Here is a 17,156-nt window from a genome sequence, read left to right on the forward strand (position 1 = left end):
CCGGGCTCCTACGGTGATCCCCATGCGAAACATCTGGCGGGCGCTGGGCAGTCGCGGGTATCTGCTGTCCGCGTGGCCCTGGCGGGCCGGTCTCTATCTGGCGAGCGGGGCGGTGTGCGGGGCGGTCGTCCTGGTGGTGATCGTCAGTGGGGTGGTGGTCGGGGCCGCGCTGTCCGTCGTGGTCGTCGGGCTGCCGGTGCTGCTGCTCACCGCGCTGGCCGGTATACCCGTGGCGGGCATGGAGCGGTGGCGGCTGCGGATCGCCGGGCAGCAGGTGGCCGCAGGGCAGCATCGGGTGCCTGCCGTGCCGGGGTTGCGGGCGTGGCTGTCGACGCGGCTCAAGGAAGCGGCGACCTGGCGGGAGCTGGCGTACGCCGTGCTGTTCGGGCTGGTGCTGTGGCCGCTGGACGCGCTGGCCGTCGTACTGCTGGCGGGTGTTCCGCTGTCCATGGCCTGCGCACCCCTGGTCGTCGCCGTCGACGGCGAGGCGAAGGTGGTCAAGCTGTGGACCGTCGAGACGTGGCCCGGCGTCTTCGGGATCGCCGCGCTCGGGCTGGCGCTCCTCGCGCCCGGCGCGTATGCCCTCGGGTGCGCCGCCGCAGCGCGTGCCGAGCTGGCGCGTGCGCTGCTCACCACGAAGGCCGAGGACAGCGAACGCGTCACCGAACTGGTCCGCTCCCGCGTGCGGTTGGTGGACGCCTTCGAGGCGGAGCGCCGCCGTATCGAACGCGATCTGCACGACGGAGCCCAACAGCGCCTGGTCTCCCTCACCATGACCCTCGGCCTCGCCCGCCTCGACGCGCCGCCGGGCCCGCTCGCCGACCAGCTGGCCAAGGCCCACGCGGACGCCGACGGAGCCCTGGCCGAACTGCGGGAGCTGATCCACGGCATCCACCCGAAAGTCCTCGCCGACTACGGCCTCGAAGCCGCCCTCACCGACGCGGCCGACCGCAGCCCGGTGCCGGTGGACCTGGACCTCGACCTGCCCGGCCGATTGCCCCGGCCCGTCGAGACGGCCGCGTACTTCTTCGCCCGCGAGGCCCTTGCCAACGTCGCCAAGCACAGCGGGGCGGGAACGGCCGGGATACACGGGCGGTACGACGGCGGACGCCTGGTGCTCCGTATCGAGGACGACGGATGCGGCGGAGCCGATATGTCACATGGCACTGGACTCACCGGCCTCGCCGACCGGGTGTCGGTCCTCGATGGCAGACTCACCTTGTCCAGCCCGCCGGGCGGACCCACCCTGCTGCGCATGGAGATTCCTTGCCGTCCGAGCCGCCCCGCACGAGAACCCTCCGCATAGTCCTCGCCGAGGACAGCGTGCTGCTGCGCGAAGGGCTGACCGGGCTGCTCACCCGCTTCGGGCACGAGGTGGCCGCCGCCGTCGGTGACGCGGACGCCCTGCGCGCGGCGGTCGCCGAACACGACCCCGACATCGTCGTCACGGACGTACGCATGCCGCCCGGCTTCCAGGACGAGGGGCTGCACGCGGCCGTCCAACTGCGCGAGGAGCGGCCCGGGTTGCCGGTGCTGGTGCTCAGCCAGTACGTGCAGCGAGCGTACGCGGCCGAACTGCTCGACTCCGGCGACGGATCCGGCGTCGGCTATCTGCTCAAGGACCGGGTGGGCCAGGTCGAGGAGTTCGTGGACGCGCTCGCCGAAGTGGCGTCCGGCGGCACGGTCGTCGACCCGGAAGTCGTACGACAACTGCTGCGCCGGCGCCGGGATCCGCTCGCCCGGCTCACCCCGCGCGAGCGGGAGGTGCTGGCGCTGATCGCCGAGGGGCGCTCGAACGGCGCGATCGCCAAGGCGCTGGTGGTGTCCGAGGCGGCCGTCGGCAAGCACATCGGCTCCATCCTCACCAAGCTGGACCTGCCGCCGGCCGACGACGTCCACCGGCGGGTCCTCGCGGTCCTCGCCTTCCTCAGGAGCTGAGGGGCTTCGCGAAGCAGCGGCTGGACTCGTAGAAGCGGTAGTAGCCGAACTTCTCGCATGGCTCATAGCCGCTGGACGTGTACAGGCCTATCGCCTCCGGCTGCTGGAGCCCGGTCTCCAGAACCATGCGCACACGGCCCGCCGCACGCGCGTCGTCCTCCAGGGCGGCAAGCATGCGCCGCGCAAGCCCTCGCCCACGCATGTCCGCGACGACGTACATCCGCTTGAGCTCCGCGTCCCCGTCCTGGTTGCCCTCGGCGTTCTCGTCCTGACTGCGCCAGCCGCCAGTGGCCACGGGACGGTCCTGATCGTCGTACGCGATCAAGTACACGCCGTTCGGCGGCTCGAAGTCGGACGGGGCGAGGGAGGTGGCGTCGCCGCCGTCGCCGTAGCGCTCGTGGTACTCGGCCTGGACCTCGTTGTCGAGCTTGACGGCGTCGGGGTGGTCGAAAGGGACACGACGTATATGCATGCTATCAATCGTATATCTATGAGCCGAGGGAAATCTAGACTCTGTCCAGTGTGCCGGTAGGGTGCCCGGGTGCTCACTGTGACCTCTGTGAATGTGAACGGGCTGCGTGCCGCCGCGAAGAAGGGCTTCGTGGAGTGGCTCGCGGAGACCGAAGCCGACGTGCTGTGCCTGCAGGAGGTGCGCGCCGAGCCGCAGCAGCTGCCGGAGCATGTGCGCACGCCCGACGGCTGGCATGTCGTACACGCCCCCGCCGCCGCCAAGGGCCGCGCCGGCGTCTCCCTCTACTCCCGCCGCGAGCCAGACCGCATCCAAGTCGGCTTCGGCTCGGCCGAGTTCGACACCAGCGGCCGCTACGTCGAGGCCGACCTGCCCGGCGTCACCGTCGCCTCCCTCTACCTCCCCTCCGGCGAGGTCGGCACCGAGCGGCAGGACGAGAAGGTCCGCTTCATGGGCGAGTTCCTCGCCTACCTGAAGGGCCTGCGCGAGCGCGCCGCCGCCGACGGGCGTGAAGTCCTGGTCTGCGGCGACTGGAACATCGCCCACCAGCAGGCCGACCTCAAGAACTGGCGCGGCAACACCAAGAACTCCGGCTTCCTGCCGGAGGAACGGGAGTGGCTGTCCAGCGTGTTCGACGAGTACGTCGACGTCGTGCGGGCGCTGCATCCGGATGTGGAGGGGCCGTACACGTGGTGGTCGTATCGGGGGCGGGCCTTCGACAATGATGCAGGTTGGAGGATCGACCTCGCCGTAGCGTCGGACGGCCTTGCGAAGCGGGCGGTGAAGGCGTTCGTGGAGCGGGCCGCCAGCCATGAGGAGCGGTGGTCGGACCACGCGCCCGTGACCGTGGTCTTCGAGACCTGACAGGTGCGGGGCGGTCCGATCGACACAGACCGCCCCGCTGAGGGGTTAGCTGGTTTGCCGTGCATCGATGGGTTCCTCGATGCTGAAGGCCAGGCGTGAGACGTCAGGCCCGGTCAGTCGGGCAGGCCCTCCTCCGGGGCGGCCTTTGGCGACGATGACGCGGACACGGCTGCGAAGGAGGTCCTCCCGGGTCACCTCGGTGCCTGCAGAGACCGTCTGGCTGTAGCGACCGACCACGTAGTCCTCGAGCCAGTCGGAGCGAATGGCGGCGGGCGTCGGGCAGACCTCGCCCCGGGCGGTGGCACGGCAGGCGTAGTCGCCGTACGGATAACCCTTCCGCACGGCGAAGTACATGCGCCCATCGCATCCCGCACAGACCGCCACCCCGGTGAGCAGGGCTGTTGTTGTACGGCGCTCACGCCGGGTGCCGTTCGAGCGTGCCAGGAGAACGTCCTGGAGGATCTGGAACTCGTGTTCCGTGAGCAACGGCGGGCCGATGAGCACGGGTGCACCTCCGGCATCGCGAACGGTTTGGCCCTGATGTACGCGATGGCCCATCAGTGACGGACTGCGCAGCACTTTGGACAGGGTTCCGGACGTCCAACGGAAGCGTTCGAAGTCGCGTCCGTGACGTCGACCTCCCAACGGACGTCCTTGGAGCTGGGCATGTCGGTCGCGAGGCACCAGTGCCCCTGACTCGTTGAGTTTCCGCGCGATGGCAATCAGGGATACCCCTGCGTGTACGTCTTCCACGATCATGCGGACGACGGCGGTGGACTCGGGATCAGGAGCCAGGCACCATCCACTGCCGGACGGGTGCGGTGCCTTGCGGTAACCGAAGGGGACCAAGCCGCCGCCATAGCGTCCGGCGGCACGTAGCGCCTCGTGGCTGTCGGCGAGCCGGTTGGAGATGGTGCGGACCTCTTGTTCGGCGGCGTGGGCCAGGTCCATACATCGGCGGATGGTGGCGCCGTCCGCGTGCGGTGTGACCATCAGGGGCCAGCTGTTCTCGGACGCTCCGAATACGAGCGTCCGGTCGTGCTGCTGTCCCCAAGCGATCAACTCGTCCATGTGTGCCACAGATCGCACGGCACGGTCCACATGTGACCATGCGATGGCGTCGTACTCGTCCGGGCGCTGCAGCCAGGACGAGAGGGACGGCCTCTCGAAAGGAGACATCTTGCGTGCAGATACTCCGAGATCGATTGCTTCGGCGATCAGCGCGAAGCCCAGTTGCTCGGTGCACAGCCGGATCGAGGCGCGCTGCCTGCCCGGTGAGGTGGTCACTTCGGTCAGGTAGCTGAGACGCACGGCGCCCAAGGCGCGCGGGTACTCGACGGGAGTTGAAGCGGGCTGCGACGGCAGCGGGCTAGGCTTGGACATGTCGGCGCTCCGTGAAGTGTCGGCCATACCCCGGGGCTGGTAGGACAGTCGCCGGGGCCTTTCGGTCTCACTTTCGGAGTGCAAACCCGAGTTCGCATCTCATTCCCTGAAAGATGCTTATATCAGGCGAACTTACAGGGAGTGGGCTGTCTTTACGGCTTAGCCGTGTTAGCCGTTTCAAGCGGAAACGCAAACGTGGGGTGCCCCAAAGAACAGGGCACCCCACGTCAACGGCTATAGCCGAACGCCGCGCGGCTACGCGTCATAGTCCTGATTGAACCGGTCCTCTTCCTCCCGCTGGAGGCGTTCCGTCTCCTCATCACGCGGCCGGCCACTCCGCTGAGGCTCCTGCTCCTCGCGCTCCTCGCGCCCGCGCTGAGCCTTCTCCTTGGCCTGCTGCTGCCACTGCTCCGACTTGTCCTGGAACTTGTCCTTCATGCCCATGTGGTTTCACTCCCGAAATGGGTGAGGGGGATCGGGCTCGACCAGCCTCACACGCGGTGTGACGCTCCGCATGTCGATCAGTTACGGCGCGTAACGCGCTCCTGCTCATCGGCGGAGCCCCCCGCACCGACCAGCCCCGTCCGCATGCCCTCCAGTCGATGAGCGAACCGCTTCATCTCCCGTTGCCCGACAGTCCCGATGACCCCCGGCAGATACCCCCGTACGCCCTGCATGCCGCGCAGCCACCACTGCCCGTACACATGGCCGGCCCGCCGTTCGATCCCGGCGACGATCCGGTCCACCGCGGGACCCAGCGGATAGGTCTTGTTGGCGGGCCACGGCAACCGCTGCCGCAACTCCCGCATCACGTCGTCCTGGTCGGCCCCGCGCACCATGTCCGTGTCGGTCCACGACAGATACCCGACCCCCACCTTCACGCCCTGGTACCCGACTTCGGCCCGCAGGCTGTGCGCGTATGCCTCGACGCCCGACTTGGACGCGCAGTACGCCGTCATCATCGGCGCCGGCGTGATGGCCGCAAGGGAGGCGATCTGGAGCAGATAGCCCCGGCTCTCCCGCAGCACCGGCAGGAACGCGCGCGCCGTCACCGCCGACCCGATCAGATTGACCTCGATCACCCGCCGCCAGGCATCCGGATCGGAGTCAGCGAAGGGACCGCCGGTCGCCACACCCGCGTTGGCGACCACGATGTCGACCTTCCCGAACCGCTCCTTCACTTCGCCCGCCACCTGTGCCATCGCCTCGTGGTCGGTGACGTCGGCGTGCCAGTGGTCGCTGTCGCCGTGCAGCCGCTCGGCGACCTGCTTGAGCGCGTCCGGCTCCAGACCGACCAGCGCGAGCTTCGCGCCGCGCGCGGACAGCTTCCGGGCGAGCAGTTCGCCGACGCCGCGCGCGGCCCCGGTGACGACCGCGACCTGGCCCTCCAGGCTGACCCTGCTCATGCGCCCTCCTTGACCTGTGCGTACGTCGTGACGAGTTCCCGTATCTTGCCGGTGACCAGCTCGGGCGCCTCGATCGGCGTCATATGGCCGAGCCCGGGCAGTTCGGTGATCCCGACGCAGTTGGGCAGCGCGGCGACGAGCGAGCGGGCGTGCGCGACCGGCGTCAACCGGTCCGCCGTACCGACGACGACGGCCGTCGGGACCGTCAACTCCCGTACACCGTGGGCGAGATCGAGCAGGTCGAGCACCTGTGACCAGGCGTACCGCACCTTGCGCGGACACGCGTGCACGATCCGCGAGCACGCCTCGACCATCTGCGGATGCGAACCCGGGCCCATCGTCGCGTACTTGAGGATCCGCCGGGCGAGCGGCGTGACCGGTCCGAGGGGTGCCCGGGAGCCGAGGATCCGCCGGGTCAGCGCGGTCCGCAGGCGTCCGGCCCGCATCGGTACGACCGTCGACTCGGCGACCAGCCGCGACGCCCCCGTGCTGCACAGCAGCACCGCCGCCGCATGCTGCCGGAACCCGGCCCGCGTGGAGGCGGCCATGACCGTCATCCCGCCCATGGAGTGCCCGGCGAGCACGGCCTTCTCGCCTGGCGCGAGAGCCGCTTTCAGTACGGCTTCGATGTCGTCCGCGAGCGCGTCCGTACTGCAGGCGCGGCTCGCGGGGCTGCGTCCGTGGCCGCGCTGGTCGTAGGCGATGACCCGGTGGTCGACGGCCAGTTCGCGTATCTGCGCCGCCCAGAAGGCGGTGGAGCAGGTCCAGCCGTGGGCGAGGACGACGGCGGGGGCGTTCTCGGGGCCGTGCACCTCGACGTGCAGCCGGGCGCCGTCGGCGGAGACGGCGGTGAGCTCGCGGGCGGGGACGGGTGGAGCGTACGGACCGGACGCCACGTGCATCAGACGGCTCACGCGTCCACCTCGGCCTTCTGCTCCGCGGGCACCCGCAGGACGTCGTACTCCGACAGATCCACCCGCCGCGTCGCCCGCCGGAACTCGGTCGTCGTGCCCGGCCAGATGGTGGTGTTGCGGCCGCTGGCGTCCAGGTACCAGCTGGTGCAGCCGCCGGTGTTCCACACGGTGCGACGCATGCGTTCCTGGACCTGGTCGTTCCAGGCCTGTACGGCGCCCGGGCGGGCGTCGAGGGCGGCGCGACCGCCGAGGACGTTCAACTGCCGTACGAAGTCGGCCAGGTAGTTCAGCTGGGACTCGATCATCAGGATCATCGAGGAGTTCCCCAGCCCCGTATTGGGGCCGATGATCGTCATCCAGTTGGGGAACCCGGCCGCCGAGGCTCCGCGCAGCGCCTTCATGCCCGTCTTCCAGGCCTCGGCGAGCGTGCGCCCGTCCGCGCCCACCACCCGTTCGGCGATGGGCATGTCGGTGACGTGGAAGCCGGTCCCGAAGATGATCGCGTCGACCTCGGCCTCGCCGCCGTCGGCGGCGACGAGGGTCGACCCGCGGACCTCGCTCAGCCCGCTCGCGACCACGTCGACGTCGGGTTGGGCGAGCGCCGGATAGTAGTCGCTGGAGAGCAGGATCCGCTTGCAGCCGATGCGGTAGTCGGGGGTCAACTTCGCCCGCAGGTCCGGGTCCTTGATGGAACGGGCCATGTTGCGCTTGGCCAACTGCTCCACCATGCCCAGCTCGTTGGGGCGCTTGGTGAAGGCCTGGACCTGCAACTCCCGTATGCCCCACAGCAGTCCACGGCGTGCCTGGGCGGTGAAGGGGAGGGCCCTGTGCAGTGCGCGCTCCGCGCCGCTGATCGCCCGGTCGACGCGGGGCATCACCCAGGGCGGGGTGCGCTGGAAGAGGGTGAGCCGCTCGGTGAGGGGCTGGATGGCCGGCACGATCTGGATGGCCGAGGCGCCCGTCCCGACCATGGCGACCCGCTTGCCGCGCAGGTCGTAGTCGTGGTCCCAGCGGGCTGAGTGGAAGACCTTGCCGGGGAAGGAGTCGAGCCCCGGGATGTCCGGGATCTTGGGCTCGGACAGCGGCCCGGTGGCGGAGACGACGATGTCCGCCGAGAGGGAGCCACTGCTCGTCTCGATGTCCCAGCAGAGCCGCTCGCCGCTCCAGGTCATGCGCTGGACCTCGGAGTTGAAGCGGATGTGGGGCCGGAGCCGGAAGACGTCGGCGACGTGCTCCAGGTAGGCGCGGATGTGCTGCTGCCCGGAGAAGGTGCGGGGCCAGTCGGGGTTGGGCGCGAAGGAGAACGAGTAGAGATGGGACGGGACATCGCACGCGCACCCGGGATAACTGTTGTCCCGCCAGGTGCCGCCGACGCTGTCGGCCCGCTCCAGTACGACGAAGTCGGTGACACCCTCGCGCCGCAGCCGTACGGCGGCTCCCAGCCCGCCGAACCCGGACCCGACCACCGCCACCCGCACATGCTCGTGCTCCTGCTGGGCCATCCCGCCTCCATGCATCCGCTGCGTTCGCTGCATCCGCTGTATTCGCTCGCGACTCTGCCAGTGAACACTGGCGCAATGGGGAGAGTAGGGCAGGACCGTACTGATGGGTAGGGGGCGTGCGCGGGAAAGTTACCGGCGGTACAACATAGGCTTCCGACGTGGCAGAAGACGGAGGACGACGCGAGTACCGCATGGAGGAGCTGGCCCGCCTGGCCGGCATCACCGTCCGCACCCTGCGCTTCTACCGCGAACGCAAGCTGATCCGGCCACCCCGCCGCGAAGGCCGTATCGCCTGGTACGACGACCACCACCTGGCCCGCCTGCGCACGATCGCGGCACTGCTGGAACGCGGCCACACCCTCAACGGCATCGCGGAACTGGCGGAGGCACTCGAACACGGCCGCGACGTCGCCGACGTACTCGGCGTCGACACCCCCACCGAGGAGGAGCCGGTCCACCTCACCCCCGAGGAGCTCGCCGCCCGCTTCGAGGGCGAGGTCACCCCTGAAAACCTCGCCGCCGCGATCGACCTCGGCTACCTCGGCACCGACGGCGACGAGATCGTCCACGTCAGCCGCCGCCTCCTGGACGTATCAGCCGCCCTCGTCCGCGAAGGCATCCCGTTGGCAGAAGTCCTGGCAGCCGGCAAACAGGTACGCGAACACGTCGACGCCCTCGCCGAACTCTTCGCCGACGTCGTCCTCCGCCACGCCACAGAGGACGACATGCAACGCCTGCGCCCACTGGCCCGGAGCGTGGTGGAGGCGGAACTTTCGCTGGCGATGGACCGGCGAATGCGGAAGCAGCCGTGATCGGTCGGGGTCAACTGCTACCGGCTCCCCGTGCCACGCGCTCCAGTCGACGTCGGTGGGTCTCCCACCAGTCCTGATCGCCCGTTGGCATGTTGTCCTTCCCCTTCGCCCACCCGACGGTCCCGTCGATGAGCTCTCGCACGATATCGGCGTGCCCGGCATGCCGATGGGTTTCGGCGATCATGCGCGCCAGGATGTGGTGCAGTGTGGTCTGCCGTCGTTCCTCCGGCCACCACGGGACGTGACCGATCGCGTCGAGTGCCAGCGACTCGATCGTGCTGTCCGAGTGCTCCCATGCGCGGTGGTACAGCCCGACGATCTCTTCGCGTGACTCGTCGGCGGTCGCCCACATGTCCGCGTTGGGCTCGAAGTCCTCCGTGTACCACCAGGGCGGTGGTTCCTTGTCGAAGAACGGCCGTCCGAACGTGTCGCCGAAGTACCCCAGCTCCACACTGGCGACGTGTTTGACCAGCCCCAACAGATTGGTGCCGGTGGGCGTGAGAGGGCGGCGGATGTCGTATTCCGAGAGCCCGTCGAGCTTCCACAGCAGGGCTTCTCGAGCGAGTTGCAGGTAGTGGACCAGGTCCGCTTTCGGGTTCGCCTCTGTCATGCCGGGAAGTCTTGCATTCGGCACTGACAGCCCCTTCTCAAGACCGCGACGGCAATTTCGGCCTTGAGCGGTCCGGTACGTGTGAGTAGTCCGGGGGAGTTGCCGGAGGTGACGTCTGGAGTAGGTCCAGGGCCAGTTGTACCGCGTCGTCCAGCTGTGCGTGTCTGCCCTCTGCCCAGTCCAGGGGTGTGCGGAGGATTTCCAAGTCGGGGGTTACGCCGTGGTTTTCGATGGACCAGCCGTAGGCGTCGAACCAGGCGGCGTTCATGGGGACCGTGATGACGGTGCCGTCGCCGAGGCGGTGGCGGCCGGTCATGCCGACTACTCCGCCCCAGGTGCGTTGGCCGACCACGGGGCCCAGTTTGAGGAGCTTGAATGCTGCCGTGATCATGTCGCCGTCCGAGGAGGTTGCCTCGTCTGCGAGGGCTACCACCGGGCCCCGGGGGGCGTTTGAGGCGTACGACACCGGCTGGGCGTTTCTCGTCAGGTCCCAGCCGAGGATGGTGCGGGTGAGTTTTTCGACGACGAGTTCGCTGATGTGGCCGCCGGCGTTGCCGCGTACGTCGACGATGAGGGCCGGACGGGAGACCTCCATGCGCAGGTCGCGGTTGAACTGGGCCCAGCCGGAGCCGCCCATGTCGGGGATGTGGAGGTAGCCGCAGCGGCCGCCGCTCAACTCGCGTACGACTGCGCGGCGTTTGGCCACCCAGTCCTGGTAGCGGAGGGGGCGTTCGTCGATGAGGGGGACTACGGCGACCCTGCGGGAGCGGCCTTCGCCCTCGGCCGGGGTGAACGTCAGCTCCACCGTCGTACCGCCTGCTCCCGCAAGGAGTGGGTAGGGGCCAGTGTCGGGGTCCACCGGGCGGCCGTCCACGTGGGTCAGTACCGCGCCCTCGCGGATGCCGGTGCCGGCGAGAGGGGAGCGGGCCTTGGAGTCGGACGACTCGCCGGGCAGGATGCGCTTGACCGTCCAACCACCGTCCCTGCGGACGAAGTTGGCGCCGAGGAGGCCCTGCCAGCGCTGGTAGTGCGGGGGGCCCTCGTTGCGGCGGGCGGCGGAGACGTAGGCGTGGGAGGTGCCCAGTTCGCCGAGCACCTCGCGGAGCAGGTCCGCGAACTCGTCGGGGGAGGCCAGTCGTTCGAGCAGGGGGCGGTACTGGTCCAGCACCGCGTTCCAGTCGATGCCGCACATGCCGGGTTCCCAGAAGTAGGCGCGGATCAGGCGGCCCGCCTCCTCGTACGACTGGCGCCACTCGGCGACCGGGTCGACCTCGTGCAGGATGCGGCGGAGGTCGATCCAGACGGTCGTATCGCTGTCTCCCGCTTCGGTGGAGGGGACGGCTCGCAGGTCGCCCTCGTCGACGACGACCAGGCGGGTGCCGTCGCCGCTCACCGCGAACCAGTCCAGGTGCTCGACCAGTTCGGACTTCTTCGCCTTGGTGATGTTGAAGTACTCGAGGGTCGGGCGGCCGGTCGTGTCGTCGGGATTGGCGAACGTCTCGCCCAGCGCGCCCGAGATCGGCCAGCGCAGCCAGACCAGGCCGCCGCCGGAGACCGGGTGAAGCGCCGAGTACTTGGAGGCGGCGACCGGGAAGGGGGTGACCCTGCTTTCCAGGCCTTCCACTTCGACCGTCACCGCGCCGTCGCCGCCCTCGTCGTCCTCCACCGGGTCAAGGCCGCCCGCCGCCGGGCGGCCCTCAGGGTTCAGGGCGAAGGGGGAGGGGGTCGCGGAGGACAACGGGACGAGGTAGGGGCGGCAGCCGAGGGGGAAGGAGAGGTCGCCGGTGTGGACGTCGTACACCGGGTCGAAGCCTCGCCAGGAGAGGAAGGCGAGGTAGCGGCCGTCTCGCGTGAAGACCGGGTTCTCGTCCTCGAAGCGGCCGTTGGTCACGTCGACGATGAAACGGTCCTTGATCCTCGCCATCTTGATCTGGCGGAGCGTGCGGCCGATCCCCGGGTGCGACCACGTGAGCCATGCCCCGTCGGGGGAGAACGCCAGGTCCCGTACCGGGCCGTTGATCGAGCGGATCAGCTCGGCGACCTCGCCGTTGGAGTCCTCGGTCGCGTCGATGAGCAGGAGGCGGCCGTCGTGCGAGGCCATCGCCAGGCGCTCGCCCTGGGGGTCGGAGACCAGCTCCAGGACGCGGCCCAGTTCAACGGAGGCGAGGCGGCGGGGCGCGCGGTCGCCCGTCGCTCGTGGCAGGTACGCGATCTCTACGGCGTCCTCGCCCTCCGCGTCCGTGACGTACGCGACCTGGCCGACCTTGCCGAGCATCTCCGGGAGCCGGACCCGTACGCCCGGAGTGTCGGTGATCGTGCGGGCCGGGCCGTCGCGGTGGGTCAGCCAGTAGAGACTTCCTCGTACGATCACCGCGCTCGCCCGGCCCGTCTCGTCGACGGAGATGCCGTCGACGTGCTGGGCGGCGGGCACCTGGTACCGGCGGCGGCCCGCGCGGGGGCCGCTCAGGCGTACGTCGAGCTTGCGCGGCTTCGAGTCGGCGGTCAGGTCGTCGACGATCCACAGGTCGCCCGCGCACTGGTAGACGACGCGCGTGCCGTCGCTGGCGGCGTGCCGGGCGTAGAAGGCGTCGTGGTCGGTGTGGCGGCGCAGGTCGGAGCCGTCGTAGGCGCACGAGTAGAGGTTGCCGACGCCCTCGTGGTCGGAGAGGAAGGCGATGCGGCCGCCGACGAACATGGGGGATTCGAGGTGGCCGTCCAGGTGCGCGAGAAGCCGGTCGCCGTGCAGCCAGAGGCGGCCCATGGCGCCGCCTCGGTAGCGCTTCCAGGCGGCCGGTTCGTGCGGCGGGGTGCCGGTGAGGAGCAGGGTCTTGCGCTCGCCGTCGAGGTCGGCGACCTGGATGTCGGAGACCGGGCCCCAGGGGAGTTTGCGGCCGGGGTCGCCGTCGGGGGTCACCTTGTAGGCCCAGGTGAAGTGCGTGAAGGGCTCGCCGTGGGAGGCGACGGCGAGGATGTCGCCGTCCGGGGTCCAGCCGCACACCCGGGTGTCCGCGCTGCCCCAGTACGTCAGCTGCCGCCCGGCGCCGCCGTCCACCGGCACCGCGTGGATCTCCGGGACCAGGCTGCGCCAGCTCGTGTACGCGATATGGCGGCCGTCGGGCGAGAAGCGGGGGTGGCCGGCCTTGGTGCGGTCGACGGTGAGCCGCCAGGCTCGGCCCGGTCCGTCGAGGGGGGCCAGCCACAGGTCGTCCTCGGTCACGAAGCACAGCAGGTCGCCGCTGAGGTGCGGCAGGCGCAGATAGCTCACCTCCCCATGCTTTTCCCGTCGATGGGCCCGGGCAACTTATGCGGCACGTACACACGTGACCCAGCACACGTACGAAACGGTTTCGTTTCGCGGGGCGCTGCGCTACATTCATGACGTACGAAACAGTGTCGTTCGAGGCAGTGCCGTTTGAAGCAGTGTCTTTCGAAGCCGGGTCGCTCCGGCGAGGAGCAGGAGAAGGTGAGTGGGATGGCTGAGGCCGCAATGGTGCGTCGCAGTCGGATCACACCCGAGCGCGAGGCCGAGCTGTACGAGGCCGTGCTCGACCTGCTCCGCGAAGTCGGCTACGACGCCCTCACCATGGACGCCGTGGCCGCCCGCACCCGTTCCAGCAAGGCCACCCTCTACCGCCAGTGGGGCGGCAAGCCCGAGCTGGTCGTGAAGGCCGTGCGGCACAGCAAGCCCGGTCCGTTCGAAGGCGTCGACACCGGCTCGCTCCGGGGTGATCTGCATGCCCACATGGAGCAGACGGACGACTGCGAGATGGAGCAGAACGCCGGGCTCATGCGAGGCCTGGCCATGGCGGTGCACAACAACCCCGACCTCCTGCAGGAGTTCCGGGAAAAGCTCATCGAGCCGGAAATGGCGGAGTTCGGCCGTGTGCTGCAACGGGCCGTCGACCGGGGCGAGATCCGGGCGGACAACCCGGCGCTGGGCTATGTGACGCACATGATGGTCGGCGCGTTCGTCGCCCGGGGCCTGATCGAGGACCGGCCGCCGACCCGGGACTTCCTCACCTCGTACATCGACGCCGTGGTCCTCCCCGCCCTCGGCGTCACCGTGAACCGGTCTGCCGACCGGTAACCCAACCGGTAACTCAACCGGTATTCCCCACAGCAAGCCCCACCCCACCTGACGTAACCGCTCACGTCGTCGGGCCGATCACGCCTGCACCCCAACGGGCCGATCACCCCTGCCCTGTTACACCCACGACCTGACCGGGAGTACGCCCTCGTGGCAACGTTTCTCTACAAACTCGGCCGGCTCGCCTTCAGGCGACGCCACTTCGTCGCACTGATATGGGTGGCGCTGCTGACGCTCGCGGGTGTGGGCGCGGCCTCCGCGCCCGCCCCCGGCACCACCTCCTTCTCCATTCCCGGCACCGAGGCGCAGAAGGCCTTCGACCTGCTGGAACAGCGTTTCCCCGGTGGCAGCGCCGACGGAGCGACCGGACGCATCGTCTTCAAGGCACCCGACGGCGAGAAGATGACGGACGCCGACAACAAGGCGACCGTCGCGAAGACCGTCGAGGAACTGGGCGACGGCTCCGAAGTCGTCTCCGTGACCGACCCGTTCACGACGAACGCCGTGAGCAAGGACGGCACGGTCGCCTACACATCGGTGAAGTACGACGCCCCCGGCATGGAGCTGAAGGACGCGACCCGGGACGCCCTCGAGGCGGCCGCGGACGAGGCGCAGGCCACCGGGCTGACCGTCGACGTCGGAGGTGACGCCCTGCAGGCCGCGGCCGAGCCGGGAGCGATCGGCGAGGTCATCGGTCTCGCCATCGCCGCCGTCGTCCTCGTCCTCACCCTCGGCTCGCTGGTCGCGGCCGGACTGCCGCTGCTGACCGCGATCATCGGCGTCGGCATCGGCGTCTCCACCATCACCGCCCTCGCCAACGCGCTCGACCTCGGCGACACCACCTCCACGCTCGCGTTGATGATCGGCCTCGCGGTCGGCATCGACTACGCGCTGTTCATCGTCTCGCGCTACCGGGGCGAGCTGGCCGACGGCCGTGACCGCGAGGAGGCGGCAGGCCGGGCCACCGGCACCGCCGGCTCGGCGGTGGTCTTCGCGGGTCTCACGGTCGTGATCGCCCTGGCGGGCCTCTCGGTCGTCGGCGTCCCGATGCTGACCAAGATGGGCCTCGCGGCGGCGGGCACGGTCGTGGTCGCCGTCCTCATCGCGCTGACCATGATCCCGGCGCTGCTCGGGTACGCGGGCAGGAAGGTCCGGCCGACGGGCGAGAAGCGCAAGCGGCTTGGCGGCGAGAAGTCCGAGGCGTCCGAGAAGGCCGTGGCGCCCGAGAAGTCCAAGGCGCAGGCCAAGCCCGGCATGGGCACCCGTTGGGCGAGCTTCGTCATCCGCCGTCCGGTCGCCGTGCTGCTGCTCGGCGTGGTCGGTCTGGGAGCGATCGCCGTCCCGGCCACCCAGCTGGAGCTGGGCCTGCCCGACGACGGCTCGCAGCCGACGTCCACCACACAGCGCCGGGCGTACGACCTGCTGTCGGAGGGCTTCGGTCCCGGCTTCAACGGCCCCCTGATGATCGTGGTCGACGCCAAGGACAGCGACGACCCCAAGGCGGCGGCCACCACGGTCACCGACGGGATCAAGGGCCTCAAGGACGTCGTGACGGTGACCCCGGCGGCGTTCAACAAAGCCGGCGACACCGCGACGATCACCGTGATCCCGGACTCCAAGCCGTCCTCGACCCAGACCGAGGACCTGGTGCACGCCATCCGTGACCAGGGCACCGACGTCAAGGCCGACACGGACGCGAGGGTCCTGGTCACCGGCACCACCGCGATGAACATCGACTTCTCGCAGAAGCTCACCGACGCGCTGGTCCCGTATCTGGCCCTGGTGGTCGGCCTCGCCTTCCTGCTCCTGATCGTGATCTTCCGCTCGATCCTGGTCCCGCTGAAGGCGGCCCTCGGCTTCCTGCTCAGCGTGCTCGCCGCGCTCGGTGCAGTGGTCGCGGTCTTCCAGTGGGGCTGGCTCTCCGGCCTGATCGGCGTCGAGGAGACCGGTCCGATCATGTCCATGATGCCGATCTTCATGGTGGGCGTGGTCTTCGGTCTCGCGATGGACTACGAGGTGTTCCTCGTGACCCGCATGCGGGAGGCGTACGTCCACGGCGAGTCGCCGAGCCAGGCCATCGTGACCGGCTTCCGGCACAGTGCCCGGGTCGTTGCCGCCGCCGCGGTCATCATGATGGCCGTCTTCGGAGGCTTCATCAGCTCCAGCGAGTCGATGATCAAGATGATCGGCTTCGGCCTCGCGATCGCCGTCTTCTTCGACGCGTTCGTGGTCCGCATGGCGATCGTCCCGGCGGTGCTCGCCCTGCTCGGCAAGAAGGCCTGGTGGCTCCCGAAGTGGCTGGACCGTGCACTGCCCAACGTGGATGTCGAGGGCGAAGCCCTGAGGACCGCGGAGGACCGCAAGAACGCGGATCCGGAGGAGGAAAAGGAGCTGGTAGGCGTCTGACGCAGAGCTTCTGACGCACAGGGGCTGATGTACAGCTTCTGACAGGACCGGCCGGTGAGGGCTCCGTGGGGACGGCGGCCTTCACCGGCCTTCTGCTGTAGTGCTGCGCCCTTCTGCCGTGCTGCGCCCGAGATAGGTGACCGGCCCCGGATCGGGCACCGAGATCTCATGGAAGCCGAGACGACGGTAAAAGGCTCGCGCGGGCGTGTTGGCGGTCAGCATCGACAGATGCACGGCCGGCACACCCCTGCTGTGCAGCGCCCGCAGGAACGCCCGCATCAACTCGCGCCCGTAGCCGCGCCCTTGCCACTCCGGGAGCAGGTCGATGTGCAGATGGGCGGGGTAGTCGGCGACCTCGGGCAGCAGCATCCGCTCGGGACGGCGCAGCAGTGCGACGATCTCCTCATCGGGCGTGCGCGGCGGACCGCCGGGCTCCGGATACCGGTCCGCCACCCTCGGCAGCCACTTCGCCCGGAAGTCCTCGACGAAGCGAGGAGTGTCGGCGGTCCCCAGGATGTAACCGACGGCCTGCCCGTGCCCGTCGTCCAGCACGAACGCCAGCTCCGGTTCGAGATGGACGTAAGGCTGCGCGAAGATCACCGGGAAGATGCCGGGGTCGGCGTAGTGGGGGCGGGCGTCCTGACCGACGTGGGCGGTGCGAACGCAGATGTCGTCGAGGCGATCGCGATCGGCGGGGCGATAGGGGCGTACGGCGGCGGGTGCGACGTCATGTGTCCCGGCGGGCGTCGAGGTCATCACCGCATG

General features: G+C 69.5%; 15 protein-coding genes. 6 read left to right on the top strand and 9 right to left on the bottom strand.

The features are described from left to right. Positions 1–22: 22 nt before the first annotated feature. Positions 23–1,306: a sensor histidine kinase gene (locus AB0I98_RS09185; protein ID WP_362937569.1), complete on the top strand. Its 1,284-nt coding sequence runs from the start codon at positions 23–25 to the stop codon at positions 1,304–1,306. Then, positions 1,267–1,938: a response regulator transcription factor gene (locus tag AB0I98_RS09190; protein ID WP_362937573.1), complete on the top strand. Its 672-nt coding sequence runs from the start codon at positions 1,267–1,269 to the stop codon at positions 1,936–1,938. Before AB0I98_RS09185 ends, AB0I98_RS09190 begins: the two co-directional genes overlap by 40 nt. Here the strand turns inward: AB0I98_RS09190 and AB0I98_RS09195 are convergent. Continuing rightward, positions 1,928–2,410 (bottom strand): GNAT family N-acetyltransferase, encoded by a 483-nt coding sequence (locus tag AB0I98_RS09195; protein WP_362937576.1) that lies wholly within the window; start codon positions 2,408–2,410, stop codon positions 1,928–1,930. The genes AB0I98_RS09190 and AB0I98_RS09195 overlap by 11 nt on opposite strands. Positions 2,411–2,479: 69 nt before the next feature. On the opposite strand from AB0I98_RS09195, the gene AB0I98_RS09200 reads away from it, so the two are divergent. Continuing rightward, complete coding sequence (locus AB0I98_RS09200) at positions 2,480–3,271, top strand: exodeoxyribonuclease III (protein WP_362937579.1); 792 nt, start codon at positions 2,480–2,482, stop codon at positions 3,269–3,271. Between the two features lie 45 nt (positions 3,272–3,316). Here AB0I98_RS09200 and AB0I98_RS09205 read toward each other — a convergent pair whose 3' ends face one another. The 5 genes from AB0I98_RS09205 to AB0I98_RS09225 all read right to left on the bottom strand — a co-directional run bounded on the left by AB0I98_RS09205 (position 3,317) and on the right by AB0I98_RS09225 (position 8,476). Then, on the bottom strand, positions 3,317–4,582 hold the full coding sequence (locus tag AB0I98_RS09205) for a recombinase family protein (RefSeq protein ID WP_362937760.1): 1,266 nt from the start codon (positions 4,580–4,582) through the stop codon (positions 3,317–3,319). 327 nt (positions 4,583–4,909) lie between these two features. Further along, positions 4,910–5,098, bottom strand: coding sequence for a hypothetical protein (locus AB0I98_RS09210; protein WP_362937582.1), 189 nt, complete (start codon positions 5,096–5,098; stop codon positions 4,910–4,912). A gap of 77 nt (positions 5,099–5,175) precedes the next feature. Then, positions 5,176–6,060 carry an SDR family oxidoreductase gene (locus AB0I98_RS09215; protein ID WP_362937585.1) on the bottom strand — a complete coding sequence of 295 codons (885 nt, stop codon included), beginning with the start codon at positions 6,058–6,060 and terminating at the stop codon, positions 5,176–5,178. Next, positions 6,057–6,974: an alpha/beta hydrolase gene (locus AB0I98_RS09220; RefSeq protein WP_362937588.1), complete on the bottom strand. Its 918-nt coding sequence runs from the start codon at positions 6,972–6,974 to the stop codon at positions 6,057–6,059. The genes AB0I98_RS09215 and AB0I98_RS09220 overlap by 4 nt, the downstream gene beginning before the upstream one ends. After that, a complete protein-coding gene (locus AB0I98_RS09225; RefSeq protein WP_362937591.1) occupies positions 6,971–8,476 on the bottom strand; it encodes an NAD(P)/FAD-dependent oxidoreductase in 1,506 nt (501 codons plus the stop codon). Before AB0I98_RS09225 ends, AB0I98_RS09220 begins: the two co-directional genes overlap by 4 nt. 191 nt (positions 8,477–8,667) lie before the next feature. Between AB0I98_RS09225 and AB0I98_RS09230 the strand changes: the two genes are divergently transcribed. After that, entirely contained in the window at positions 8,668–9,288 is a 621-nt protein-coding gene (locus AB0I98_RS09230; RefSeq protein WP_362937763.1) for a MerR family transcriptional regulator, read from the top strand. A gap of 10 nt (positions 9,289–9,298) precedes the next feature. On the opposite strand, the gene AB0I98_RS09235 is transcribed toward AB0I98_RS09230, so the two are convergent. Both AB0I98_RS09235 and AB0I98_RS09240 read right to left on the bottom strand, forming a co-directional pair. After that, a complete protein-coding gene (locus tag AB0I98_RS09235) occupies positions 9,299–9,898 on the bottom strand; it encodes a DinB family protein (protein WP_362937594.1) in 600 nt (199 codons plus the stop codon). A 37-nt stretch (positions 9,899–9,935) separates the two neighbouring features. Continuing rightward, complete coding sequence (locus tag AB0I98_RS09240) at positions 9,936–13,163, bottom strand: S41 family peptidase (RefSeq protein ID WP_362937597.1); 3,228 nt, start codon at positions 13,161–13,163, stop codon at positions 9,936–9,938. 207 nt (positions 13,164–13,370) lie between these two features. On the opposite strand from AB0I98_RS09240, the gene AB0I98_RS09245 reads away from it, so the two are divergent. Beyond that, positions 13,371–13,985, top strand: coding sequence for a TetR/AcrR family transcriptional regulator (locus AB0I98_RS09245; protein ID WP_362937600.1), 615 nt, complete (start codon positions 13,371–13,373; stop codon positions 13,983–13,985). A 150-nt stretch (positions 13,986–14,135) separates the two neighbouring features. After that, positions 14,136–16,391: an MMPL family transporter gene (locus AB0I98_RS09250; RefSeq protein WP_362937603.1), complete on the top strand. Its 2,256-nt coding sequence runs from the start codon at positions 14,136–14,138 to the stop codon at positions 16,389–16,391. Positions 16,392–16,472: 81 nt separating this feature from the next. Here the strand turns inward: AB0I98_RS09250 and AB0I98_RS09255 are convergent, their stop codons facing one another. Next, complete coding sequence (locus AB0I98_RS09255) at positions 16,473–17,147, bottom strand: GNAT family N-acetyltransferase (protein WP_362937606.1); 675 nt, start codon at positions 17,145–17,147, stop codon at positions 16,473–16,475. Positions 17,148–17,156 lie beyond the last annotated feature (9 nt).

This window comes from Streptomyces sp. NPDC050211 (assembly GCF_040656035.1).
Lineage (GTDB): Bacteria > Actinomycetota > Actinomycetes > Streptomycetales > Streptomycetaceae > Streptomyces.